Source organism: Dactylosporangium sp. NPDC051087 (genome assembly GCF_055586325.1).
In genome coordinates, this window is the sequence record NZ_JBVJIJ010000019.1 from 116698 (window position 1) to 135349 (window position 18652).

An 18652-nucleotide genomic window follows, 5' to 3' on the forward strand; every position below is an offset into this window, starting at 1 on the left:
AGTCCCAGCCGCAGCCCGCTCCATAGCTCGCCCGCCACGGGCGAGAGCGGGGGCTTCCGACCCAGGAGCCGGAGCCTACGGGGCCTCAGCCCATGGAGTCCCAGCCGCAGCCCGCTCCATAGCTCGCCCGCCACGGGCGAGAGCGGGGGCTTCCGACCCAGGAGCCGGAGCCTACGGGGCCTCAGCCCATGAGGCCCCAGCCGGCCTCGTAGCCCGTCCCGCTACGGGCGGGGGCGGGGGCTTCCGACCAGGAGCCGGAGCTCATGGAGCCCCAGCCCATGGAGCCCCAGCCGTAGCCCGCGCCCGCCGTCCGGGGTGCTCGGGAGCCCGCCCGAGGCGTGGGCCGTCCCGGTGAGTGGGGGGCCGTTTCAGACGGGCGGGCCTTCCTGGGTGCTGGAACCTGCCCGCGCGCGGGAAGGTGTCCGTGAGCGAAGCCCGTTCCGGTGTGCGTGAAAGCCCGTTCCGGCGTGCATGCGGAAGGCGGCGTCCGTGCGCGCGTTGAGCGGCGTCGTCAGGATGACGGTCGGCCCGCCCGCAGCCGGAAATGCGTGCGGGCGGGCGGCCGGTCACTGCAGGGCGACGCGCAGGTGCCGGGGGCCGCGCAGGACCGGGCTCGGGCGGTACTCCGGCGGATCCTCCAGGAGGCGGGCCCTTGCCAGGACCGGGGCGAGGGCCCGCAGCGCCACCTGCGCCTCCAGGCGGGCCATCGGGGCGCCGAAGCAGTAGTGGATGCCGTCGCCGAAGCCGAGGTGCTGCACGGGCCGGCGGTCCGGGTCGAAGCGGTCCGGGTCGCTGACGTGCAGCGGGTCGCGGTTCCCGGCGGCGAGGAGCAGGGTGACCGACGAGCCGGAGGGGATGGTGGTGCCGCCGATCGGGATGTCGTCGAGGGCCGTGCGCCACGGCAGGAACTGCACCGGCGGGTCCCAGCGCAGCACCTCCTCCACGAGGGGGATGGCGAACGACGGGTCGGCGAGGAGGCGGTCGAGCCAGCGCGGTTCGCGCAGCAGGACCAGCGATGCGTTGGCGATCAGGTTGACCGTCGTCTCGTGGCCGGCGATGAGCAGCAGCAGCGCGGTGCCGACCAGCTCGTCGCGGGTCATCCGGCCGTCGGGGCCGTCGTCGTGGGCGAGGGAGCGCAGCAGGCCCGGCTCGGGGTCGGCGTCGACGAGGTCGCCGATGTAGTCCGCGAGCTCGCGGAACGCCGCCGTCTGCCGCGGGGTGTCCTGCGCCAGGGCCTGGTCGATCCACGCCTTGAAGCGGGGCTCGTCGGCCAGGGGCACGCCGAGCAGCTCGCAGATGACGAGGACGGGCAGCGGGTAGGCGAACTGGTCGACGAGGTCCGCGGTGGAGGCGGGCAGGTCGGCGACGAGCTGGTCGACGATGCCTTCGAAGGACTGCTGGAGGTCGGCGACGAGCGTCGGGCGGTGCGGCGGGCCGAACTGCCGGTTGGCGAGGCGCCGCAGCCGGTCGTGCTCCGGCGGGTCGGTGCGCAGGAAGCTCGGCGCCAGCCCGATCGGGTCGGTCTCCGGGTCGGTCGCCGAGCTGATCCGCGGGTCGTGCAGCAGCGCGGAGATCTCCCGGAACGTGGTGACGAGCCACGTGCCGTCGGGTTCGCGGCCGACCGGGGTGCGGCGCAGCGAGGTGTACAGCGGATAGGGATCGTGCCGGTTCACCGGGTCGAGCACGGCGCCGAACACGGACCCGACGGAAGTGGTCATCGCGAACCCCTGACGAACGACGTGGACGAGGCGGGCAGGGCGAACAAGGCGGTCATCGGGAGCTCCTGACGAACGACGCGGACCGGGAGCTGGGATCGTGGCCCGTGACGACCACGGTCGCGTCGCGGGCCAGGAACTTCGGGTCGGGGACGTCGGCGGGGACCGGCACCATCGCGTCCGGCTGGTCGACGGTGGTGAACTCCGGCGGGAACGGCGCGGCCTGCTCGATCAGCCGCTCGTAGAACGGCAGCCACTTGCCGTGGTTGAAGGTGACCGCGCCGGTGAGGCGGCCCTTGTACCCGTACGCGGCGGCGAACCGGCGGTCCTGCACGGAGCCCTGGGTGATGACGACCTCGTCGGCGAAGGTGGGCACGCCGACGGCCTTGATGTTGGTGCCGAACTGCAGCGACCAGAACGTCGGCATGTGCAGGTGCGGCCAGCGGTCCGACTCGTCGCTGACCATGTTGTGCGCGGCGACCTCGGCCTGCGAGACGGCGTTCGCCCAGTGTTCCAGGGCGAGGAACTGGTAGCCGAACATCGCGTTCGGCGAGCGGGCCACGTCGCCGGCGACGAACACGTCGTCGAGGACGAGCCCGTTGACGTCGAACGCGCGGCAGCCCGCGTCGCACGCGACGCCCCACTCGCCGACGGCGAGCCCGGAGTCGCGGAGCCACTCGACGTTGCGGACCCCGCCGAGCGCGGCGACGACGACGGCGACGTCCGCCTCCGTGCCGTCGGAGAACCTGGCCCGCCGGACCCGGCCGCCGGGGTCGCCCTCGATCGCCTCGACGGTGACGCCGCAGCGCAGGTCGACGCCGTGCTCGCGCTGCAGGTCGGCCGCGATGGCGCCGATGACCCCGCCGAGCGCGCCGGCGAGCGGGGTGGCGGCGGCCTCGGCGACGATGACGTCGAGCCCCATCGCCCGGCACGTGGACGCGACCTCGGACCCGGCGAACCCGGCCCCGATCACCAGCACGCCAGGGGACGGGCCGGGAGCAGCGGCACCCGACGTGACAGAGGCACCCGACGCGGACGGCGCGGCGCTGAGGTGAGCGGCGGCGCCGCGCGGGGCGAGGAGGGCGAGACGTTCGTGGAGGCGCTGGGCGTCGTCGCGGGTCCGCAGCACGAACATGCCGTCCAGGGCCGCCTCGACCGGGTCGGGCCACGCGCGGGCGCGGACGCCGGTGGTGATGAGCAGCCGGTCGAACGGCACGGACGAGCCGTCCTCCAGCCGGACCCGGCGTTCGGCGAGGTCCAGGCCGATCGCGGCGCAGCCGAGCCGCCAGGTGGCGTTGAGGTCGTCGCGGTGCGGCAGGGCGGTGGCGTGCGGGGCGACCTGCCCGCTGAGGGCCTGTTTCGACAGGGGCGGGCGGTCGTACGGCTCGCAGTCCTCGCCGTCGATGAGGGTCAGCGGCCCGGTGAACCCTTCCTCGCGCAGCGCCTCGGCGGCGCGCAGGCCGGCGAGGGAGGCGCCGATGATGACGATGCGGGACGGGCGGTCCTGGACGTGGACGGGTGGCATGTCCTGCACGGAGAGCCGGTCGATCTGGATCGCCTGGACGGGGCAGGCGGCCGCCGCCCGGTGGACGCGTTCGCGCTGGTCGTCCGCGGGGGAGGGGTCGTACATGAGGGCCTCGTCGCCCTGCATCCGGAAGGAGGAGGGCGCCAGGAAGGCGCACTGGGCGTAGCCCTGACACTTGGTGAGATCAACTACTACGCGCATGCCCCAACCGTCACCCGGCGGGGGGTCGCGGCGCCTCACCCCACGAGGACGGCGGGCAGGGTCGCGCGGACGACGGTGCCGGCGCCCGGGGCGCTCATCAGGTCGAAGGTGCCGCCGACGAGTTCGGCGCGCTCCCGCATGGAGCGCAGCCCGAGGCGGCCGAGCCGTCCCTGACCGCCCAGCAGCGCGTCCGGGTCGAAGCCCACACCGTCGTCGACGACCTCGAGGACCACCCGGGTGTCGTCGCCGGCGAGGCGCAGCGTCACCTGGGAGGCGCCGGCGTGCCGGGCGGCGTTGCCGAGGGCTTCCAGGGCGATGCGGTACAGCGCCTCCTCGACCTGCGGACTGACCGCCGGCTCGGCGTCCAGCTGCAGGCCCCACCCGGGCGGGACGGCGCCGGTGCCGGGCGCGAAGTGCAGCGCGTCGACGATGCGCCGCAGCGCCGCGGCGAGGCCCGCGCCGACGAGGGTCTCCGGGCGGAGCCGGACGATGATGCCGCGCAGGTCGCTCAGGCCGGCGCTGGCCGTCTCCTGGATCCAGGCGAGCGAGGCGCGGGCGTTGGCGGGGTCGCCGTGGACGAGCTCGGCGGCGGTGCCCGCGCCGAGGCTGATGCCGTACAGCGTCTGCACCACCGAGTCGTGCAGCTCCCTGGCGAGCCGTTCCCGCTCGCGGGTCGCCTGCCGCGCGTCGGTGCCCAGGGCGAGGGCGGCAACGGCGGCGAACGCCTCCAGCCGGCGCGGGTGCGGCGGGCGGCGCGGGCCGGCGGCGACGAGCACGCCCGGGACGCCGTCGGGTGCGGGCAGCGGCACGCAGCACAGGGCCCCGCGGCGTGCGGGCCGCCCGGCCCGTACCACCGACGCCACGACCTCGGCGAGGCCGGCGTCCGCGCGCGGGCCGGTCGGGGCCGCCGCCCGCACGTGACCGGCGGCGTCGACGACGAGGACCGCCGCCGCCGGCAGGGCGAGCCGGGCGCGGTCGCACACCGAGTGCAGGACCTCGTCCACCGGGGCGCCGACCCGCAGCAGGGCGTGCAGCGCCGCGAGGTGCCTCAACTGGGGGCCGCCGCGTGGACCGGCACGAGCCCGACCCGCATGGCGTACAGGGCTGCCTGCGTGCGGCTCTCCGCGTTGAGCTTCTGCAGGATGTTGCTCACGTGGGTCTTCACCGTCTGCGGCGCGATGTGCAGCTCCCGGGCGATCTGCCCGTTGGCCCGCCCCCTTGCCAGCAGCACCAGCACCTCCTCCTCGCGCCGGGTGAGCTGCGGCTGCGCGGCCGGCACGTGGACGTCGCGGACGAGCCGCGCCGCGACGGCGGGGGACAGCTGCACCTGGCCCGCGGCGGCGGCCCGTACCGCCCGGTGCAGCTCGTCGGACGAGGTGTCCTTCAGCAGGTACCCGACCGCGCCGGCGTGCAGGGCGTCGGCGATGAGCTGTGGCTCCAGGTAGCCGCTGAGGGCGACGACCTCGACCCCGGGCAGCTCGCGGCGGATCACGGTGGTCGCCGAGATACCGTCGAGAACCGGCATGAGCAGGTCCATGAGGACGAGGTCGGGACGCAGTTCGTGGGCCAGGCTGACGGCCTCGCGTCCGTCGACGGCGGCGCCGACCGTCTCCAGGTCGCCGCTGAGGGACAGGAATCCGCGCAGGCCCTCGCGGACCATGGCGTGGTCGTCGGCGATCAAGATCCTGATACTCATCGCCGCGCGCTATACCCCGGTGCGGCGGCGAATCACCACGTCGCCGGTGCCGTTCGGCGTACGCCGAATGGGGGAGGACGAAGGTCGCCGCCCAGGACCGACCGGGGCGTGATGTTGCCCACCACAAACAGGGGCACCGTTGCACCGTGACGCCCAACTTGCGCCGGCTGGGCCGGTTTTCGCTGGTGGGAGCCGGCGGTGTGGTGGTCAACAACGGAGCGTTGCTCGTGCTGCACGGGGGGTTCGGACTGGCGTTGCTGCCCGCCACCGTCGCCTCGGTCGAGCTCGCGCTCATCACCAACTACGTGCTGCACGAACTGTGGACGTTCCGGCGGCGCAGGTTGTCGCTGCAACGCTTCGCCTACTTCAGTCTGGCCGGTCTCGCCGCTCTGCCGGTCAACGTCGTCGCGGTCCAGCTGCTGGTCGCGCTCGGCATGCACTACCTGCCCGCGAATCTCATCGGCATCGTGGCCGGGTTCGCCGTCAACTTCGCCGTCAGCTCGAAGTGGATTTGGAGTGAACGCACCGATGGAACAGCTGGTGTTGACCATTCTCACCCTGATCTCGCTGGTGCTGACGGTGCAGGCGGCGCACGCGTTGTATCTCATGATCTACACGTGGGACCAGCCAGAGGCGGGCGCCAAGGCGCGGGTGCCCGATCAACGTGCTACGCCGGCACTCTCCTTCACCGCCATCCTCCCGGCAAGGCACGAGGAGGAGGTCATCCAGCACACCATCGCCCGCGCCGCGTCCGCTGACTACCCGCCGCATCTGGTGCAGATCCTCGTGGTCTGCTCCGCCGACGACGTCGGCACGATCGAGCAGGCCCAGGCGCAGGTGAACCGGCTGCGCGCGATGGGCAGGACGAACGTCGAGGTGGTCGTGTTCGACGACGGGCCGATCAACAAGCCGCACGGGCTCAACACGGCGCTGCGGTACGCCACGAACGACGTCGTGGCGATCTTCGACGCGGAGGACGAGGTCCAGCCGCAGCTGTTCGACATCGTCAACACCATCATGATGGGCGAGGACGTCGCCTGCGTGCAGGCCGGGGTCCAGCTGATGAACTTCGACTCCAACTGGTACTCCACCTTCAACGTCCTGGAGTACTTCTTCTGGTTCCGCAGCCGGCTGCACTACCACGCGAAGAACGGCGCGATCCCGCTCGGCGGCAACACCGTCTTCTTCAAGCGGGACCTCATCGAGCGCCTCGGCGGCTGGGACGAGTCGAACCTGACCGAGGACGCCGACATCGGGCTGCGGATCTCCAGCATGGGGGAGAAGGTCCGGGTCGTGTACGACGACCGGTACGTCACGAAGGAGGAGACGCCACCGACGCTGCAGAGCTTCATCAAGCAGCGGACCCGGTGGTGTCAGGGCTTCATGCAGACGCTCGGCAAGGGCACCTGGAAGCTCATGCCGACCCGGCGGCAGCGGTTCCTCGCCTGGTACACCCTCGCCTTCCCGCACGTGCAGGCGATGCTCGGCATCTACCTGCCGGTCGCGCTGCTCAGCGCGTTCGTGCTGACGGTGCCGGTGCCGGTGGCGATGCTGTCGTGGCTGCCGGTGCTCCTGCTCGGCGCGCACTTCGTGATGAGTGTCGTCGGCCTGTACGAGTTCACCGGCGCGCACGGGCTGAAGGCCACCCCCGGCACGGTCGTGAAGATGGCGATCACCTGGTTCCCGTACCAGATGGTGCTGTCCTACGCGGCGGCGCGTGCCCTGTGGCGGCAGGTCAAGGGCGAACGCAACTGGGAGAAGACGGCACACGTCGGTGCGCACCGCACCGCGGCGGAGACTGCGGAGCTGACCAATGTCGGCTGATGTCCTGAACCGGCCCGCGACACCCGCGGCGAAGCCGGCACCCAAGCCGCAGACCCGCGGCTGGCCGATCATCATCCTGAGCCTGGCGATCGGCCTGGTGACGCACGGCTGGAACATGTTCCGCTATCCGCTGTACCTCACCGACGAGGGCATCTACATGGAGCAGGCCTGGTCCGTGCTCCACATGGCCAAGCTGTCGCCGTACACGTACTTCTACGACCACGCGCCGATGGGCTGGCTCACGATCGCCGGCTGGGTCGCGATCCTGCCCGGCGGCTTCGACGCCTTCGGCAACGCGATCAACACCGGCCGCGTGCTGATGCTCATCGTGCACCTGATCTCGGTGTTCCTGCTGTACGAGACGATCCGGCGCTACACCGGCAGCAAAGCGGGCGCGTTCCTGGCCGCGTTCGTGTTCAACGTGTCGCCGCTCGGCGTGTACTACCAGCGCCAGGTCCTGCTCGACAACCTGATGATGCTGTGGATCCTGGTGGGCCTGTACCTGCTGGCCCGCAAGGACGGCCGGATCGTCACCGTGATGGGTGCCGGGACGTGCTTCGGCCTCGCGCTGGTGACCAAGGAGAACGCGCTGTTCATCCTGCCCGGCTGCGCGTACCTGCTGCACCGCACCGTCAAGGAGCAGTCGAACCGGCGCTTCGGGCTGTCGTTCTGGTGGTTCGCCGCCCTGGCCCCGGTCATCGGCTACCTGCTCTTCGCGCAGATCAAGAACGAGCTGTTCCCGGAGAACTTCAACTTCAACCTCGCCGCGGCCACCCCCGGCGACCACGTGTCGCTGCTCTACACCGTGTGGTGGCAGCTGCACCGCAACTCCAACAGCAGCAACGGCCTGTCGTTCACCAGCCTGCTGCAGGACAGCTGGCTGTTCAAGGACCGCTACCTGCTCATCGCCGGCACCGCCGTGACCCTGCTCGGGCTGTTCGCCGGGCGGAACAACAAACGGCTGCGCGGGCCGATGCTCGCCTGCGCGCTGATGGCCGCCGGCTACGGCTTCTACCTGACCCGCAGCGCCCTGCTCGACTTCTACATCGCGCCGATGGTCCCGCTGTTCGCGCTGAACCTCGGGATGTTCTTCGGCTGGCTCACCCGGCGCACGAAGCCCGCCGGCGCGGCCGTGCTCGTCGCCTGCCTGCTGGTGCCGATCCTGGTCATGCCGGGCGGGTTCCTCGTCAAGTACAACACCAGGGGCCAGCTGGAGTTCAGCGACGCGTACCGGCTGCCGCTGACCAGCCTGCAGGAGCAGCAGGTCGCGTGGATCAAGGCGAACGTGCCGCCCGACGCGAAGCTCATCATCGACGACGACATCTGGGTCGCGCTGCACGACAACGACCCGCCGTACAAGAACGCACACCCGCACTACAAGGCCACGTCCGACCCTGACGTGCGGGACAAGGTCTTCGCCTCCAGCTGGGAGAACGTCGACTACGTCGTGATGTCGAACAAGATGCGCGACGCCCTGGAGCGCGGCGGCGAGACCTGGATCATCGAGGCGATCGACCAGCACGGGGAGACCGTGTGGGAGGCGACCCGCGGCGACGTCTCACTGCAGATCATCAAGATCGGTAAATCCTCGTAGCGAGCGGGAGTGACGATGCAAACCCTCAAGCGCCGCCGGGCACCGGCAGGCACGACCGGCAAACGGCCGCGCCGCCGGAGGGTGACCCGGCCGAAGATCTCCGGCCGCCGGCTGCTCATCGCAGCGGTCGCCGCGTTCCTGCTGGTCAGCGTCGGCCGGTCGGTGCTGCCGGCGCTCGGCATCGAGGCGCCGGGACTGCCGTCGTTCGGCGGTGGCGGGGACACCGCGACCGACGCGCCGACCACGAAGGCACCGAAACCACCGACCGTCGACCTCAACGGGGTGATGGTCCACGGCGGCGGCGACCCGATGATCACGCTGAACCCGGGCCTGGTGCGGCTCGGCGGCACCGTCACCGCCAGCGGATCCGGCTTCGACCAGGGTTCCATGGTCGACGTGTACCTCGGGCCGTCCGCCGCGGCGGCGCAGCCGTCCAAGAAGAACGCGAAGAACGCGAAGAACGCGGCCAAGCCGGTCCAGGTCGGCACCGCGAAGGCCGGCAAGTACGGCATCTTCACGGTCAACTTCCCGTTCCCGACCAAGATGTCGACCCCGGTGATGGAGGTGACCGCCCAGGCGCGCGGCAGCGACAAGGTCGCCAAGGCCGAGGCGGCCGTCGCGCAGGGCGCCGGGCAGGCGACGCTGTCCGCCGTCGTCGGCAAGCCCGGCGACGTCATCAACCTCACCGTGAAGGGGTTCTCGCCGGGTGAGGAGCTGCAGGTGTTCTGGGGGCGGATCAATGGTGACCCGGCCCTCACCCTCAAGGCCGACGAGGATGGCTCCGTGGGTAAGACGCCGATCAAGGTTGGTGTGACGGCCGTCGGAACCACCAGTCTGGTGGTCGTGGGCAAGACGAGTGGAGCGGCCGCGAGCGCGCCGTTCCAGGTGCTGCGGCTGTACCCGTCGATCAAGCTCGCGCCGTACGCGGTGAAGGCGACCCAGTCGATCACCTTCTCCGGCGCCGGCTTCGCACCGGGCGAACGGGTCCTGGTGCGGCTGAACTCCGCCGGCGGGCAACCGGTCATGGCGGTGACGACCGACGGCGCCGGCGGCTTCAAGGGCGCCGGGCTCACCATGCCCTACCAGCTCAAGGGTGCCCAGGCGCTGGTCTTCATCGGCGAGCAGAGCCGGGCCGCGACGTCGTCCGGGTTCACGATCCTGCCGTACACGCCGCAGGCCCGCACCAACGCCTACGGCGGCCTGCCCGGCACCGTCGTCAACTTCTACGCCACCCAGTTCGCGCCCAACGAGGCCGTCCACGTGTACGCGAAGACGTCCAAGGGCGCCAAGGGTGACCTGGTGTCGGCGTTCCGGGTCAACAAGAGCGGCACGGCCCGCGCCGTCGGGCAGTACACGATCCCCGGCAACACCGAGAACAGCGTCATCTTCGAGCTGAGGGGACAGCTCAGCGGCTCCACCGCGACCGTCAACTTCAAGGTCGACAGCTCCGGCGGCCCGGTCGACATCCCGACCCCGAAGCCGTACGTGCTGCCGAAGGACCTGGAGAAGTAGCCCCGGTGTACTGGCAGGCTTTTCGGGCCGCCCCGGAGGCGTTGGTCGTGCTCGACGCCGCCGGGGTGGTCCGGCTCGCCAGCAGTGCCGCCGAGGCGCTCTTCGACCGGGTCACCGCCGACCTCGTCGGCCGCCGGGTCGAGGAGCTGTTCGTCGGCGACCCGCGCTCGGCCCTGACCGAGGCCGCCGGGACCGCCGGGACCGCCGAGGTCTCCGAGACCGCCGAGGTCTCCGGGGCGGCCGGGGACGAACCCGTCTACACCACCTCGGCGGTCCGCCGCCCGGACGGCGCCGAGCTGCCCGTCGACGTGCGGCTGCGCACGCTGCCCGGCGACCCGAGCGGCCTCGTCGTGCTCGCCGTCGACGACCAGGGCTCCGGCGGGCTGTCCCGGGCCAGCCTCGAGCACCGGGTCGCCCGCCTGCAGCAGGCCGGGGTCGCGGCCGGGCAGGCGCTCGGTGACGTCATCCTCAACCAGGAGCGGGAGCGGGCCCGCATCGCCGCGGGCGTGCACGACGACAGCCTCCAGGTGATCACCGCGGCGATGCTGCGGCTGCAGCACCTGCGCCGGCGGCTGCGTGAGCCGCGCGACCTGGAGCTGCTGGGCAAGCTGGAGGACAGCCTGGCGCTGGCCGCCGAACGGCTGCGCCGGCTGATCTTCGACTTCCGGCCGCCGAAGCTGTCCAGCGAGGGGCTCGCCGCCGCCACCCGGGACCTGCTCGACGGGCTCGCCGAGGACCACTCGCTGGTCGTACTCCTGGAGCACCGGCTGCGGGACGAGCCGGCGCTGCCCACCCGCCTGCTGCTGTTCCGCATGCTGCAGGAGGCCCTCGCCAACGTCGGCAAGCACGCCGACGCCGACGAGTGCACCGTGATCCTCGGCGAACAGGACGACGGCTACCTGATCCGGGTCATCGACGACGGCATCGGCACCGAGCACGCCGAGACCGACTTCGAGACCCCGGCCGGGCACCTCGGGCTGGTCCTCATGCGGGAGCGGGCCGCGCTCGCCGGGGGCTGGTTCCGGATCAGCAGCATCCCCGGCAGCGGCACGACCGTCACGTTCTGGGTGCCGCGCGGCGCCGACCTGCAATCCAAAGGTGCCGCCTGATGCGCCCGCGCCTGCCATCCGAAGGAGCCACCCGATGCGCTACCGCGTGCTGATCGTCGAGGACCACCAGGTGGTCGCCGAAGGCCTCGCCGCGCTGCTCAACGAGCACAAAGAGCTGCGCGTCGTCGCCATCGCCGGCGGGGTGGGGGACGTCGAGCACCTCGCCGACGTCGAGCGGATCGACGTCGTGCTGTGCGACTACTGGCTGCCCGACGGCACCGGACCGGAGGCCGTCGGGGCGCTGCGGGCGCACCAGCCGGACGTCGCGATCGTGTTCCTCAGCGCCGACGACAGCGACGAGGTCATCCTCGCCGCCCTGGAGGCCGGCGCCGCCGGCTACCTGGTGAAGAGCTCGGGCGGCGCCGACGTCGCCGACGCGGTCCGCCGCGCGATCGACGGGGAGATCCTGGTGCCGGCCCGCCAGCTGGCGAAGCTCCTCGCCCGGCGGCGGGAGCGCTCGCACCGCTCCGCCGAGCACGCCCGGCGCCTGGACAGCCTCACCCCGCGGGAACGGCAGATCCTCAGCCTGATGACGTCCGGCATGGACAACCGTGACATCGCCCGGGAGCTGAGCATCAGCTACACCACCGTGCGCAGCCACGTGCGGCACCTGCTGTCGAAGATGGGTGCCCGGTCGAAGCTCGAGGCGGTGGTACGGGCAGCGGACTGGGACGCTCCTACAGTTGCACCATGAGCATTTCGGACATTCGTACGCTGACCTGATATTTCCGAATCCGTAATGTTTTGACCTGCCCGACGTCGTCGTACGTGAGGACAGGTCTTGAAGCGTTCCCGTCTTGTGTGGCTCGGCGCCACCCTTGCGATCGCCGCCGCCGCTGTCACCACCGGTGGTCTTGTCATGAAGCACTCCAACGAGCAGTCCGGCCCGCCGGCGGCCGGCCGGCAGTTGCAGCTGCCGCTGCACACCGAAGGCAACCGGATCGTCGACGCGCACGGCAGCACGGTCACGTTCACCGGCGTCAACTGGTTCGGCCTGGAGACCAACACGTTCGCCCCGCACGGGCTGTGGTCCCGCTCCCTGGACGACATGCTCGACCAGATGGCGGCGCAGGGGTTCAACTCCGTGCGCCTGCCCTTCAGCAACGAGCTGTTCGACGCCACCGCCAAGCCCAACGGCGTGGACTACAAGCTCAACCCGACGCTGCAGGGCCTCACCGGCCCGCAGATCATGGACAAGGTCGTCGACGGCATCACCAAGCGCGGCATGATGGTCATCCTCGACCGGCACCGGCCGACCTCGCAGGGCCAGAGCAACCTCTGGTACACCGACAAGGTCAGCGAGGAGCGCTGGATCGGCGACTGGAAGAAGCTCGCGAAGCAGTACCGCGACAACCCCCTCGTCGTCGGCGCCGACCTGCACAACGAGCCGCACGGCGAGGCCACCTGGGGCACCGGCGGCGAGAAGACCGACTGGCGCGCCGCCGCCGAGCGGGCCGGCAACGCCATCCTCGCCGAGAACCCCAACTGGCTCATCGTCGTGGAGGGCATCGAGTCCTACGACGGCGACGGGTACTGGTGGGGCGGCAACCTCCAGGGCGCGGCCAAGGACCCGGTCCGCCTGAAGGACCAGTCGAAGCTGGTGTACTCCGCGCACGACTACAGCCCCAAGGTGTGGTCGCAGCAGTGGTTCAACGACAAGGCGTTCCCCGCCAACATGCCGGCCCTGTGGGACAAGCAGTTCGGCTACCTGGTGAAGAACAACGTGGCGCCGGTGCTGATGGGTGAGTTCGGCGGCCGCTCGGTGGCGGAGAAGGACGCCCAGGGCAACAAGGACCTCGAGGGCATCTGGCAGCGGCACCTCATGGCGTACCTGAAGGAGAACGGCCTCAGCTACACCTACTGGTCGTGGAACCCCAACTCCGGCGACACCGGCGGGATCCTGAAGGACGACTGGAAGACGATCGACCAGGCCAAGATGGACCTGCTCAAGACGCACCAGTCGACGCCGGTGGCCAAGAAGCCCTAGGGCTTGAGTGCGTCGCTTGCGGCGCATGTGGGGTGTGGGGTGGGAACCCCCCACCGAACCGTGGGCGTCAGCCCGCGGAGCCGGTAAGAGCGGTCGTCGATGGCCCTCCCTCTCGCTGTTACGTTCAGCGAGGGGGAGGGCCTCATGCCTGTTCAGGAATGGGACACCACGGTCGCGGACCACATGCCCTTCGTCACCGAGGGTGAGTATTCGCCCGTGTTTCCGCCTATGCTGGGCGCGTTCCTCGACCTCGTGACGCTGTCGTAGGCCCGGAAACCGGGCCACCCGGCCGACTTGTGTGGTGTCCCCACATAGCTCGGTGCCCTGCGCCACTCCTAGCGTGTGCGAACACCGCCAGCAGGCGCTGGCCTTAACAAGGCGTTCACACGGAGGAAGCGTGATTCGGCAGACGACTGCGCCGCGGCGGGTACTGTTCGCGGCGCTCGGGTTGGGCATCGCGGCGACGTTCACGGCGGCGTGCAGCAGCCCCCAGGAAGCGGCGCAGGAGCCGGCCAAGGACGGCACCCCGATCAAGGTCGGCCTGGTGTACTCCCAGACGGGCGCGCTCGCCGGCTACGGCAAGCAGTACATCGAGGGCTGGAAGGCCGGCCTCGCCTTCGCGACCAAGGGCACCGGCAAGGTCGGCAACCGCCCGGTCGAGGTCAAGGAGGTCGACGACGCCGGTGACCCGGCGAAGGCCGTCTCCGCGGCCAAGGACCTCATCGGCCAGGGCTACAAGATCATCGCGGGCAGCACGGGCTCGGCGGTCGCCGGGCAGGTCGCGCCGCTCGCCGCGCAGAACAAGGTGCTGTTCATCTCCGGCCCGGCCGCGTCCGACGCGGTCACCGGCGTCAACAAGTACACCTTCCGCTCCGGCCGCCAGTCCTACCAGGACGTCCTCGCGGCCAAGTCCTACCTGCCGTCGCCCACGGGCAAGAAGGTCCTCGTGTTCGCGCAGGAGGGCACCTTCGGCAAGTCCAACGCCGACGCGGTCAAGGCCGTCATCGGCGGCGCCGGCGCCACGGTCGACAACCTGTTCGTGCCGGCCAGCGCGACCGAGTTCACCGGCTTCGCCGCGCAGGCCAAGGGCGCCAAGGCCGACATGATCTTCGTGGCGTGGGCCGGCACCACCGCCCCCGCCATGTGGCAGGCCCTCGACCAGCAGGGCGTGCTCGGCTCGACCATGGTCGTCACCGGCATCGACCAGCGCGCCTCGTGGGCGACGTTCGGCGCGGCCGGCAACAAGCTGGCGCTGCTCGCCCACTACTTCGACGGCGCCAGCGACAACGAGGCCACCGCCGCGCTGCGCAAGGGTGTCGAGGGCGGCAAGCTCGACCTGTTCCACCCGGACGGCTTCACCGCCGCGCAGATGGTCGTGCGGGCCGCCGGTGAGGGTGGCGACGACGCCGACAAGATGGTCACCGCCCTGGAGGGCTGGAGCTTCGACGGCGTCAAGGGCAAGCTGACCGTCCGCAAGGAGGACCACGCCCTGCTGCAGCCGATGTTCCAGGGCAAGTTCTCCGGTTCCGGCGCCGACCTGAAGCCGGAGCTCGTCAAGGCGATCGACCCGGCCGACGCGACCCCGCCGGTCGTGCAGATGAAGGGCTGAGGTTTGTTCCCCCGAAGTAACGCACCGGCGGCCGGGGTGGTTGACGCCCCGGCCACCGGCCTGCTGTCCACCAGGCGGCTGACCTGGAAGATCGGCGAGGTCGCGATCGTCGACCACGTGTCGATCGACCTGGCCGAGGGCGAGTTCCTCGCCGTCATCGGCCCCAACGGCGCCGGCAAGACGTCGCTGTTCAACCTGATCTCCGGGCTGCGCAAGCCGACGGACGGCTCGGTCACGCTCGCCGGGCAGGACGTCACGCGGCTCGCGCCGCACCGCCGGGCCCGCCGGGGCCTCGGCCGCACCTTCCAGTCCTCGTCGGTGTTCGGTTCGCTCACCGTCGAGCAGAACGTGCGGCTCGCCGTCCAGGCCCGCCGCGGCGGGTCGATCCGGCCCTTCCCGCTGCCGGGCTCCGACAAGGACATCGCCGAGCGGGCCGCCCGGGTGCTGTGGCGGGTCGGGCTCGACCACCGCGCCCGCACCATGGCCGGCACCCTCGCCCACGGTGAGAAGCGGAAGCTGGAGATCGCGCTGCTGCTCGCCGGCGAGCCGAAGGTCCTGCTGCTCGACGAGCCGATGGCCGGCGTCAGCGCCGAGGACGTCCCCGGCCTGGTCGCCCTGATCAAGACGCTGACCCGCGACGAGCGGCGCAGCGTGCTCATGGTGGAGCACCACATGGACGTCGTCCTCGACCTGGCGGACCGGGTCGCGGTCATGCACCACGGCGCGCTGCTCATCTGCGACACCCCGGAGGTCGTCATGGCCGACCGGACCGTCCAGGAGGCATACCTGGGGGAGAAGCTGTGAGACATCCTCTGAGTTCGGTCATGTCGGCTCGCTCCGCTGCCCTGAGCGCGGTTGTGTCGGCTCGCTTCGCTCCCCGACATAACCGAAATGTCGGACATGTTCGCGCAGCGGACATGTCCGGGACGGCAGGCATGTCCGGTGCTGTGGGGCATCCTCTGAACGCGGTCATGTCGACTCGCTTCGCTCCCCGCCACAACCGAAATTTCGGTTATGTTCGCGCAGCGGGCACGGCCGGGAAGGTGGCACCGTGACCGCCATTCTCGATATCGCCGATCTGTCGGTCAAGGTGGGCGGTTCGCACATCCTGCAGGGCGTCACGTTCTCCGTGCAGCCGCAGGGCGTCACCGCGCTGCTCGGCCGCAACGGCGTCGGCAAGACCACCACGCTCAAGGCCGTCCTCGGCCTGATGCCCCGCGCCGCGGAGATCACCGGCCGGGTCGCCTACTCCGGCGGCAGCATCCTGCGGCAGCCGACGTTCCGGCTGATCCGCGACGGCCTCGGCTACGTGCCCGAGGACCGCGGGGTCTTCGCCGGGCTCACCGTCGCGGAGAACCTCCGGCTCGCCGAGCGGGCCGGCGTCACCCCCGACTACGACACCGTGCACGGCCTCTTCCCCGAGCTGCGCAAGCGGGCCCGGCAGCGGGCCGGCACCCTGTCCGGCGGCCAGCAGCAGATGCTGGCGATCGGCCGGGTCCTGCTCAACCCCAACCGGCTGCTGCTCATCGACGAGCCGACGAAGGGCCTCGCCCCGAAGATCGTCACCGAGGTCGCCGCCGCCCTCGAAGCCGTCGCCGCGGTCGTGCCGATGCTGCTCGTCGAGCAGAACCTCGCCGTCGTGCGGCGGATGGCCCGGCACGCCGTCGTCATCGCCAACGGGCGCGTCGCGTACACCGGCGGCGCCAGCGACCTGCTCGACTACACGGAGAAGACCAAGGCGCTGCTCGGCGTCGGCAAGGGAGACCACGCATGAGCACATTCGTGCTGCTGACCCTCACCGGGCTGGGGCTCGCGGCGCTCTACTTCCTCGTCGCGTCGGGTCTGGCGCTGGTCTTCGGCCTCGCCGACGTGCTGAACTTCGCGCACGGGCTGTTCCTGTCCGTCGGCGCGTACGGCACCTGGTGGGCCTCCGGGAACCTGCCCGGCGCCGGGCCGTCCGGGTTCGGGTTCGTCCTCGCCGTGATCTTCGGCGTGGTGTGCGGCACCGCCGTCGCCGCGCTCGTCGAGCTGGTGCTCATCCGGCCGCTGTACTCGCGCACCATCGAGCAGGTCCTCGTCACCGTCGGGTTGTCCCTCGCGGGCGTGGCGCTGCTGCAGGCGTCGTGGGGCGCCGACCCGCGCACCTACCCGCGGCCGCAGTGGACGCAGGAGCTGACCGAGATCGCCGGTGCGCGGGTCCCCAACGACCGCTTCCTGCTCATCGGCGCGGCCGTGCTCGTGCTCGGCGGGCTGCTGGCGTTCCTCAAGTACACCCGCATCGGCCTGGTCATCCGGGCCGGCGTCGAGGACCGGTCGATGGTCACCGCGCTCGGCATCGACGTACGGCGGGCCTTCACGCTCGTCTTCGCGATCGGTGGCGCCGCCGCCGCGCTCGCCGGGGCGCTCGGCGGGGTCTACGCCGGGTCGATCTCCCCGACCGGCGGCAGCTCGCTGCTCATCTTCGGCTTCATCGTCGTCGTCATCGGTGGCATGGGCTCCGTGGTCGGCGCCGCCTACGCGGCGGTCGCCGTCGGGCTGCTCCAGCAGTTCGTCAACTACACCTCGCCGGGCCTCGGCGACATCTGCGTCGTCGCGCTCCTGGCGATCGTGCTGCTCGTCCGCCCGCAGGGCATCACCGGAAAGGTCGCCACCTCATGATGACGGACACCGCGGTGACCCCCGGCAGCGCCGGGGCGCCGCCCCGGCGCAAGTGGCATCCGGCCCGCTTCGGACCGCTGGTCTTCCTCGTCGTGCTCATCGCGCTGCCGTACTGGTCGATCTCCATCCCGGGGGTCTTCGACGCGGCGATCAACAAGCCCGGCACCCTGCAGCTGCTCGCGCTCTGCCTGGTGTTCGGCGCCCTCGCCACCGGCTACGACCTGCTGTTCGGCCGCACCGGCCTGCTGTCCTTCGGGCACGCGCTGTACTTCGCCGGCGGCGTCTACGGCACCGACGTCCTGGTCACCAAGGCCGGCCTGCCGCTGTGGCAGGCGGTGCTGCTGGCGATCGTCGGCACCGCCGCCGTCGCCGCGGCGCTCGGCGCGATCGCGTTGCGCACCAACGGCATCGCGTTCGCCATGGTCACGCTCGCCTTCGCCCAGGTCGGCGCGATCACGATCGGCCGCGACCCGGGCAGCCTCACCGGCGGCGAGGAGGGCCTGCCGATGGACACGTCCGGGGTACCGGACGCGCTCGTCGGCGTCACCAACACGGTCAACCTGTACTGGCTCGCGGTCGGCGTCGCCGTCATCACCGTCCTGGTCGTGCACGCCATCGCCGACGCGCCCGCCGGACGGGTCCTCGCCGCGATCCGCGACGACGAACGCCGCGTCGGGGTCCTCGGCCTGGACCCCTACCGGTACAAGCTGTTCGCGTTCACCGTCGCGGGCGGCCTCGCCGGGATGGCCGGCGCCATGTACGCGCTGCTGATCGGCGGCGCCACCCCGCACGTGGCGGTGTCCGACCAGACGCTGACGCTGCTGGTCATGGTGGTCCTCGGCGGCCCCGGCACCCGCTGGGGCCCGCTCATCGGCGGGATGCTCTTCACGTACCTCGACTACCGCCTCGTCGCGTTCGGCCGGTCCGACGCCGTCGACGGCCTGCCGGGTGTGCTGAGCGGTCCGCTGTCCCAGCCGCTGTTCGTGCTGGGGACCGTGTTCATCCTCGCCGTGTACTTCTTCCCCGGCGGCCTCGCCGGACTGCGGACCCGTCTGGGCCCACTCGCCAGGTGGATCCCCGACCGCCGATAACGGGATCCACCTGCCCTTCCGGACGCCGGTCGATTCGATCTTCTTCGAATCGACCGGCGTCATTTTTGTGTGGTGACGGGGCACACGGGCATGCCGGTAAATGTATGGATCGCCTCCATGGGCCTGGGTGT

General features: G+C 71.2%; 16 protein-coding genes and 1 pseudogene. 13 read left to right on the plus strand and 4 right to left on the minus strand.

Going from position 1 to position 18652, the window contains the following annotated elements; all coding sequences use genetic code 11:
- Positions 1-566: 566 nt before the first annotated feature.
- The 4 genes from ACZ6TV_RS32960 to ACZ6TV_RS32975 are packed head-to-tail and all read right to left on the minus strand — an operon-like array spanning position 567 to position 5137.
- The gene (locus ACZ6TV_RS32960; protein WP_465301296.1) at positions 567-1718 is read right to left on the minus strand and encodes a cytochrome P450; all 1152 of its coding nucleotides are present in this window, start codon (positions 1716-1718) and stop codon (positions 567-569) included.
- 52 nt (positions 1719-1770) lie between these two features.
- Entirely contained in the window at positions 1771-3441 is a 1671-nt protein-coding gene (locus ACZ6TV_RS32965; RefSeq protein ID WP_465301298.1) for an FAD-dependent oxidoreductase, read from the minus strand.
- A 35-nt stretch (positions 3442-3476) separates the two neighbouring features.
- Positions 3477-4493: a sensor histidine kinase gene (locus ACZ6TV_RS32970; protein WP_465301300.1), complete on the minus strand. Its 1017-nt coding sequence runs from the start codon at positions 4491-4493 to the stop codon at positions 3477-3479.
- A complete protein-coding gene (locus ACZ6TV_RS32975) occupies positions 4490-5137 on the minus strand; it encodes a response regulator (RefSeq protein ID WP_465301302.1) in 648 nt (215 codons plus the stop codon). The genes ACZ6TV_RS32970 and ACZ6TV_RS32975 overlap by 4 nt, the downstream gene beginning before the upstream one ends.
- Before the next feature lie 227 nt (positions 5138-5364).
- Between ACZ6TV_RS32975 and ACZ6TV_RS32980 the strand changes: the two are divergent.
- The 13 genes and pseudogenes from ACZ6TV_RS32980 to ACZ6TV_RS33040 all read left to right on the plus strand — a co-directional run.
- Positions 5365-5592 (plus strand): annotated as a pseudogene (locus tag ACZ6TV_RS32980) (GtrA family protein); the annotation flags it as partial.
- An 85-nt stretch (positions 5593-5677) separates the two neighbouring features.
- On the plus strand, positions 5678-6961 hold the full coding sequence (locus ACZ6TV_RS32985) for a glycosyltransferase (protein WP_465301304.1): 1284 nt from the start codon (positions 5678-5680) through the stop codon (positions 6959-6961).
- Positions 6951-8555, plus strand: a complete 1605-nt coding sequence (locus ACZ6TV_RS32990) for an ArnT family glycosyltransferase (RefSeq protein ID WP_465301306.1) — start codon at positions 6951-6953, stop codon at positions 8553-8555. Before ACZ6TV_RS32985 ends, ACZ6TV_RS32990 begins: the two co-directional genes overlap by 11 nt.
- Before the next feature lie 15 nt (positions 8556-8570).
- Positions 8571-10067: a hypothetical protein gene (locus ACZ6TV_RS32995; RefSeq protein WP_465301308.1), complete on the plus strand. Its 1497-nt coding sequence runs from the start codon at positions 8571-8573 to the stop codon at positions 10065-10067.
- 5 nt (positions 10068-10072) lie between these two features.
- Positions 10073-11176, plus strand: coding sequence for a PAS domain-containing sensor histidine kinase (locus tag ACZ6TV_RS33000; RefSeq protein WP_465301310.1), 1104 nt, complete (start codon positions 10073-10075; stop codon positions 11174-11176).
- A 34-nt stretch (positions 11177-11210) separates the two neighbouring features.
- Complete coding sequence (locus ACZ6TV_RS33005; RefSeq protein ID WP_465301312.1) at positions 11211-11870, plus strand: response regulator; 660 nt, start codon at positions 11211-11213, stop codon at positions 11868-11870.
- A gap of 87 nt (positions 11871-11957) precedes the next feature.
- A complete protein-coding gene (locus ACZ6TV_RS33010; protein WP_465301314.1) occupies positions 11958-13163 on the plus strand; it encodes a glycoside hydrolase family 5 protein in 1206 nt (401 codons plus the stop codon).
- A gap of 144 nt (positions 13164-13307) precedes the next feature.
- On the plus strand, positions 13308-13430 hold the full coding sequence (locus ACZ6TV_RS33015) for a hypothetical protein (protein WP_465301316.1): 123 nt from the start codon (positions 13308-13310) through the stop codon (positions 13428-13430).
- 133 nt (positions 13431-13563) lie between these two features.
- Entirely contained in the window at positions 13564-14772 is a 1209-nt protein-coding gene (locus ACZ6TV_RS33020; protein ID WP_465301564.1) for a substrate-binding domain-containing protein, read from the plus strand.
- 60 nt (positions 14773-14832) lie between these two features.
- A complete protein-coding gene (locus tag ACZ6TV_RS33025) occupies positions 14833-15576 on the plus strand; it encodes an ABC transporter ATP-binding protein (RefSeq protein WP_344503651.1) in 744 nt (247 codons plus the stop codon).
- 247 nt (positions 15577-15823) lie between these two features.
- Entirely contained in the window at positions 15824-16546 is a 723-nt protein-coding gene (locus ACZ6TV_RS33030) for an ABC transporter ATP-binding protein (protein WP_465301318.1), read from the plus strand.
- Complete coding sequence (locus ACZ6TV_RS33035; protein WP_465301320.1) at positions 16543-17430, plus strand: branched-chain amino acid ABC transporter permease; 888 nt, start codon at positions 16543-16545, stop codon at positions 17428-17430. The genes ACZ6TV_RS33030 and ACZ6TV_RS33035 overlap by 4 nt, the downstream gene beginning before the upstream one ends.
- Entirely contained in the window at positions 17430-18521 is a 1092-nt protein-coding gene (locus tag ACZ6TV_RS33040) for a branched-chain amino acid ABC transporter permease (RefSeq protein ID WP_465301567.1), read from the plus strand. Before ACZ6TV_RS33035 ends, ACZ6TV_RS33040 begins: the two co-directional genes overlap by 1 nt.
- The last annotated feature ends 131 nt before the right edge of the window (positions 18522-18652 follow it).

Excerpts from the sequence above, each read along its gene's own strand:
- ACZ6TV_RS33035 (WP_465301320.1), top strand. The coding sequence starts at position 16,543 with ATGAGCACATTCGTGCTGCTGACCCTCACCGGGCTGGGGCTCGCGGCG.
- ACZ6TV_RS32995 (WP_465301308.1), top strand. The coding sequence starts at position 8,571 with ATGCAAACCCTCAAGCGCCGCCGGGCACCGGCAGGCACGACCGGCAAA.
- ACZ6TV_RS32990 (WP_465301306.1), top strand. The coding sequence starts at position 6,951 with ATGTCGGCTGATGTCCTGAACCGGCCCGCGACACCCGCGGCGAAGCCG.
- ACZ6TV_RS32960 (WP_465301296.1), bottom strand. The coding sequence starts at position 1,718 with ATGACCACTTCCGTCGGGTCCGTGTTCGGCGCCGTGCTCGACCCGGTG.
- ACZ6TV_RS32975 (WP_465301302.1), bottom strand. The coding sequence starts at position 5,137 with ATGAGTATCAGGATCTTGATCGCCGACGACCACGCCATGGTCCGCGAG.
- ACZ6TV_RS33015 (WP_465301316.1), top strand. The coding sequence starts at position 13,308 with ATGCCTGTTCAGGAATGGGACACCACGGTCGCGGACCACATGCCCTTC.
- ACZ6TV_RS33005 (WP_465301312.1), top strand. The coding sequence starts at position 11,211 with ATGCGCTACCGCGTGCTGATCGTCGAGGACCACCAGGTGGTCGCCGAA.
- ACZ6TV_RS32965 (WP_465301298.1), bottom strand. The coding sequence starts at position 3,441 with ATGCGCGTAGTAGTTGATCTCACCAAGTGTCAGGGCTACGCCCAGTGC.
- ACZ6TV_RS33040 (WP_465301567.1), top strand. The coding sequence starts at position 17,430 with ATGACGGACACCGCGGTGACCCCCGGCAGCGCCGGGGCGCCGCCCCGG.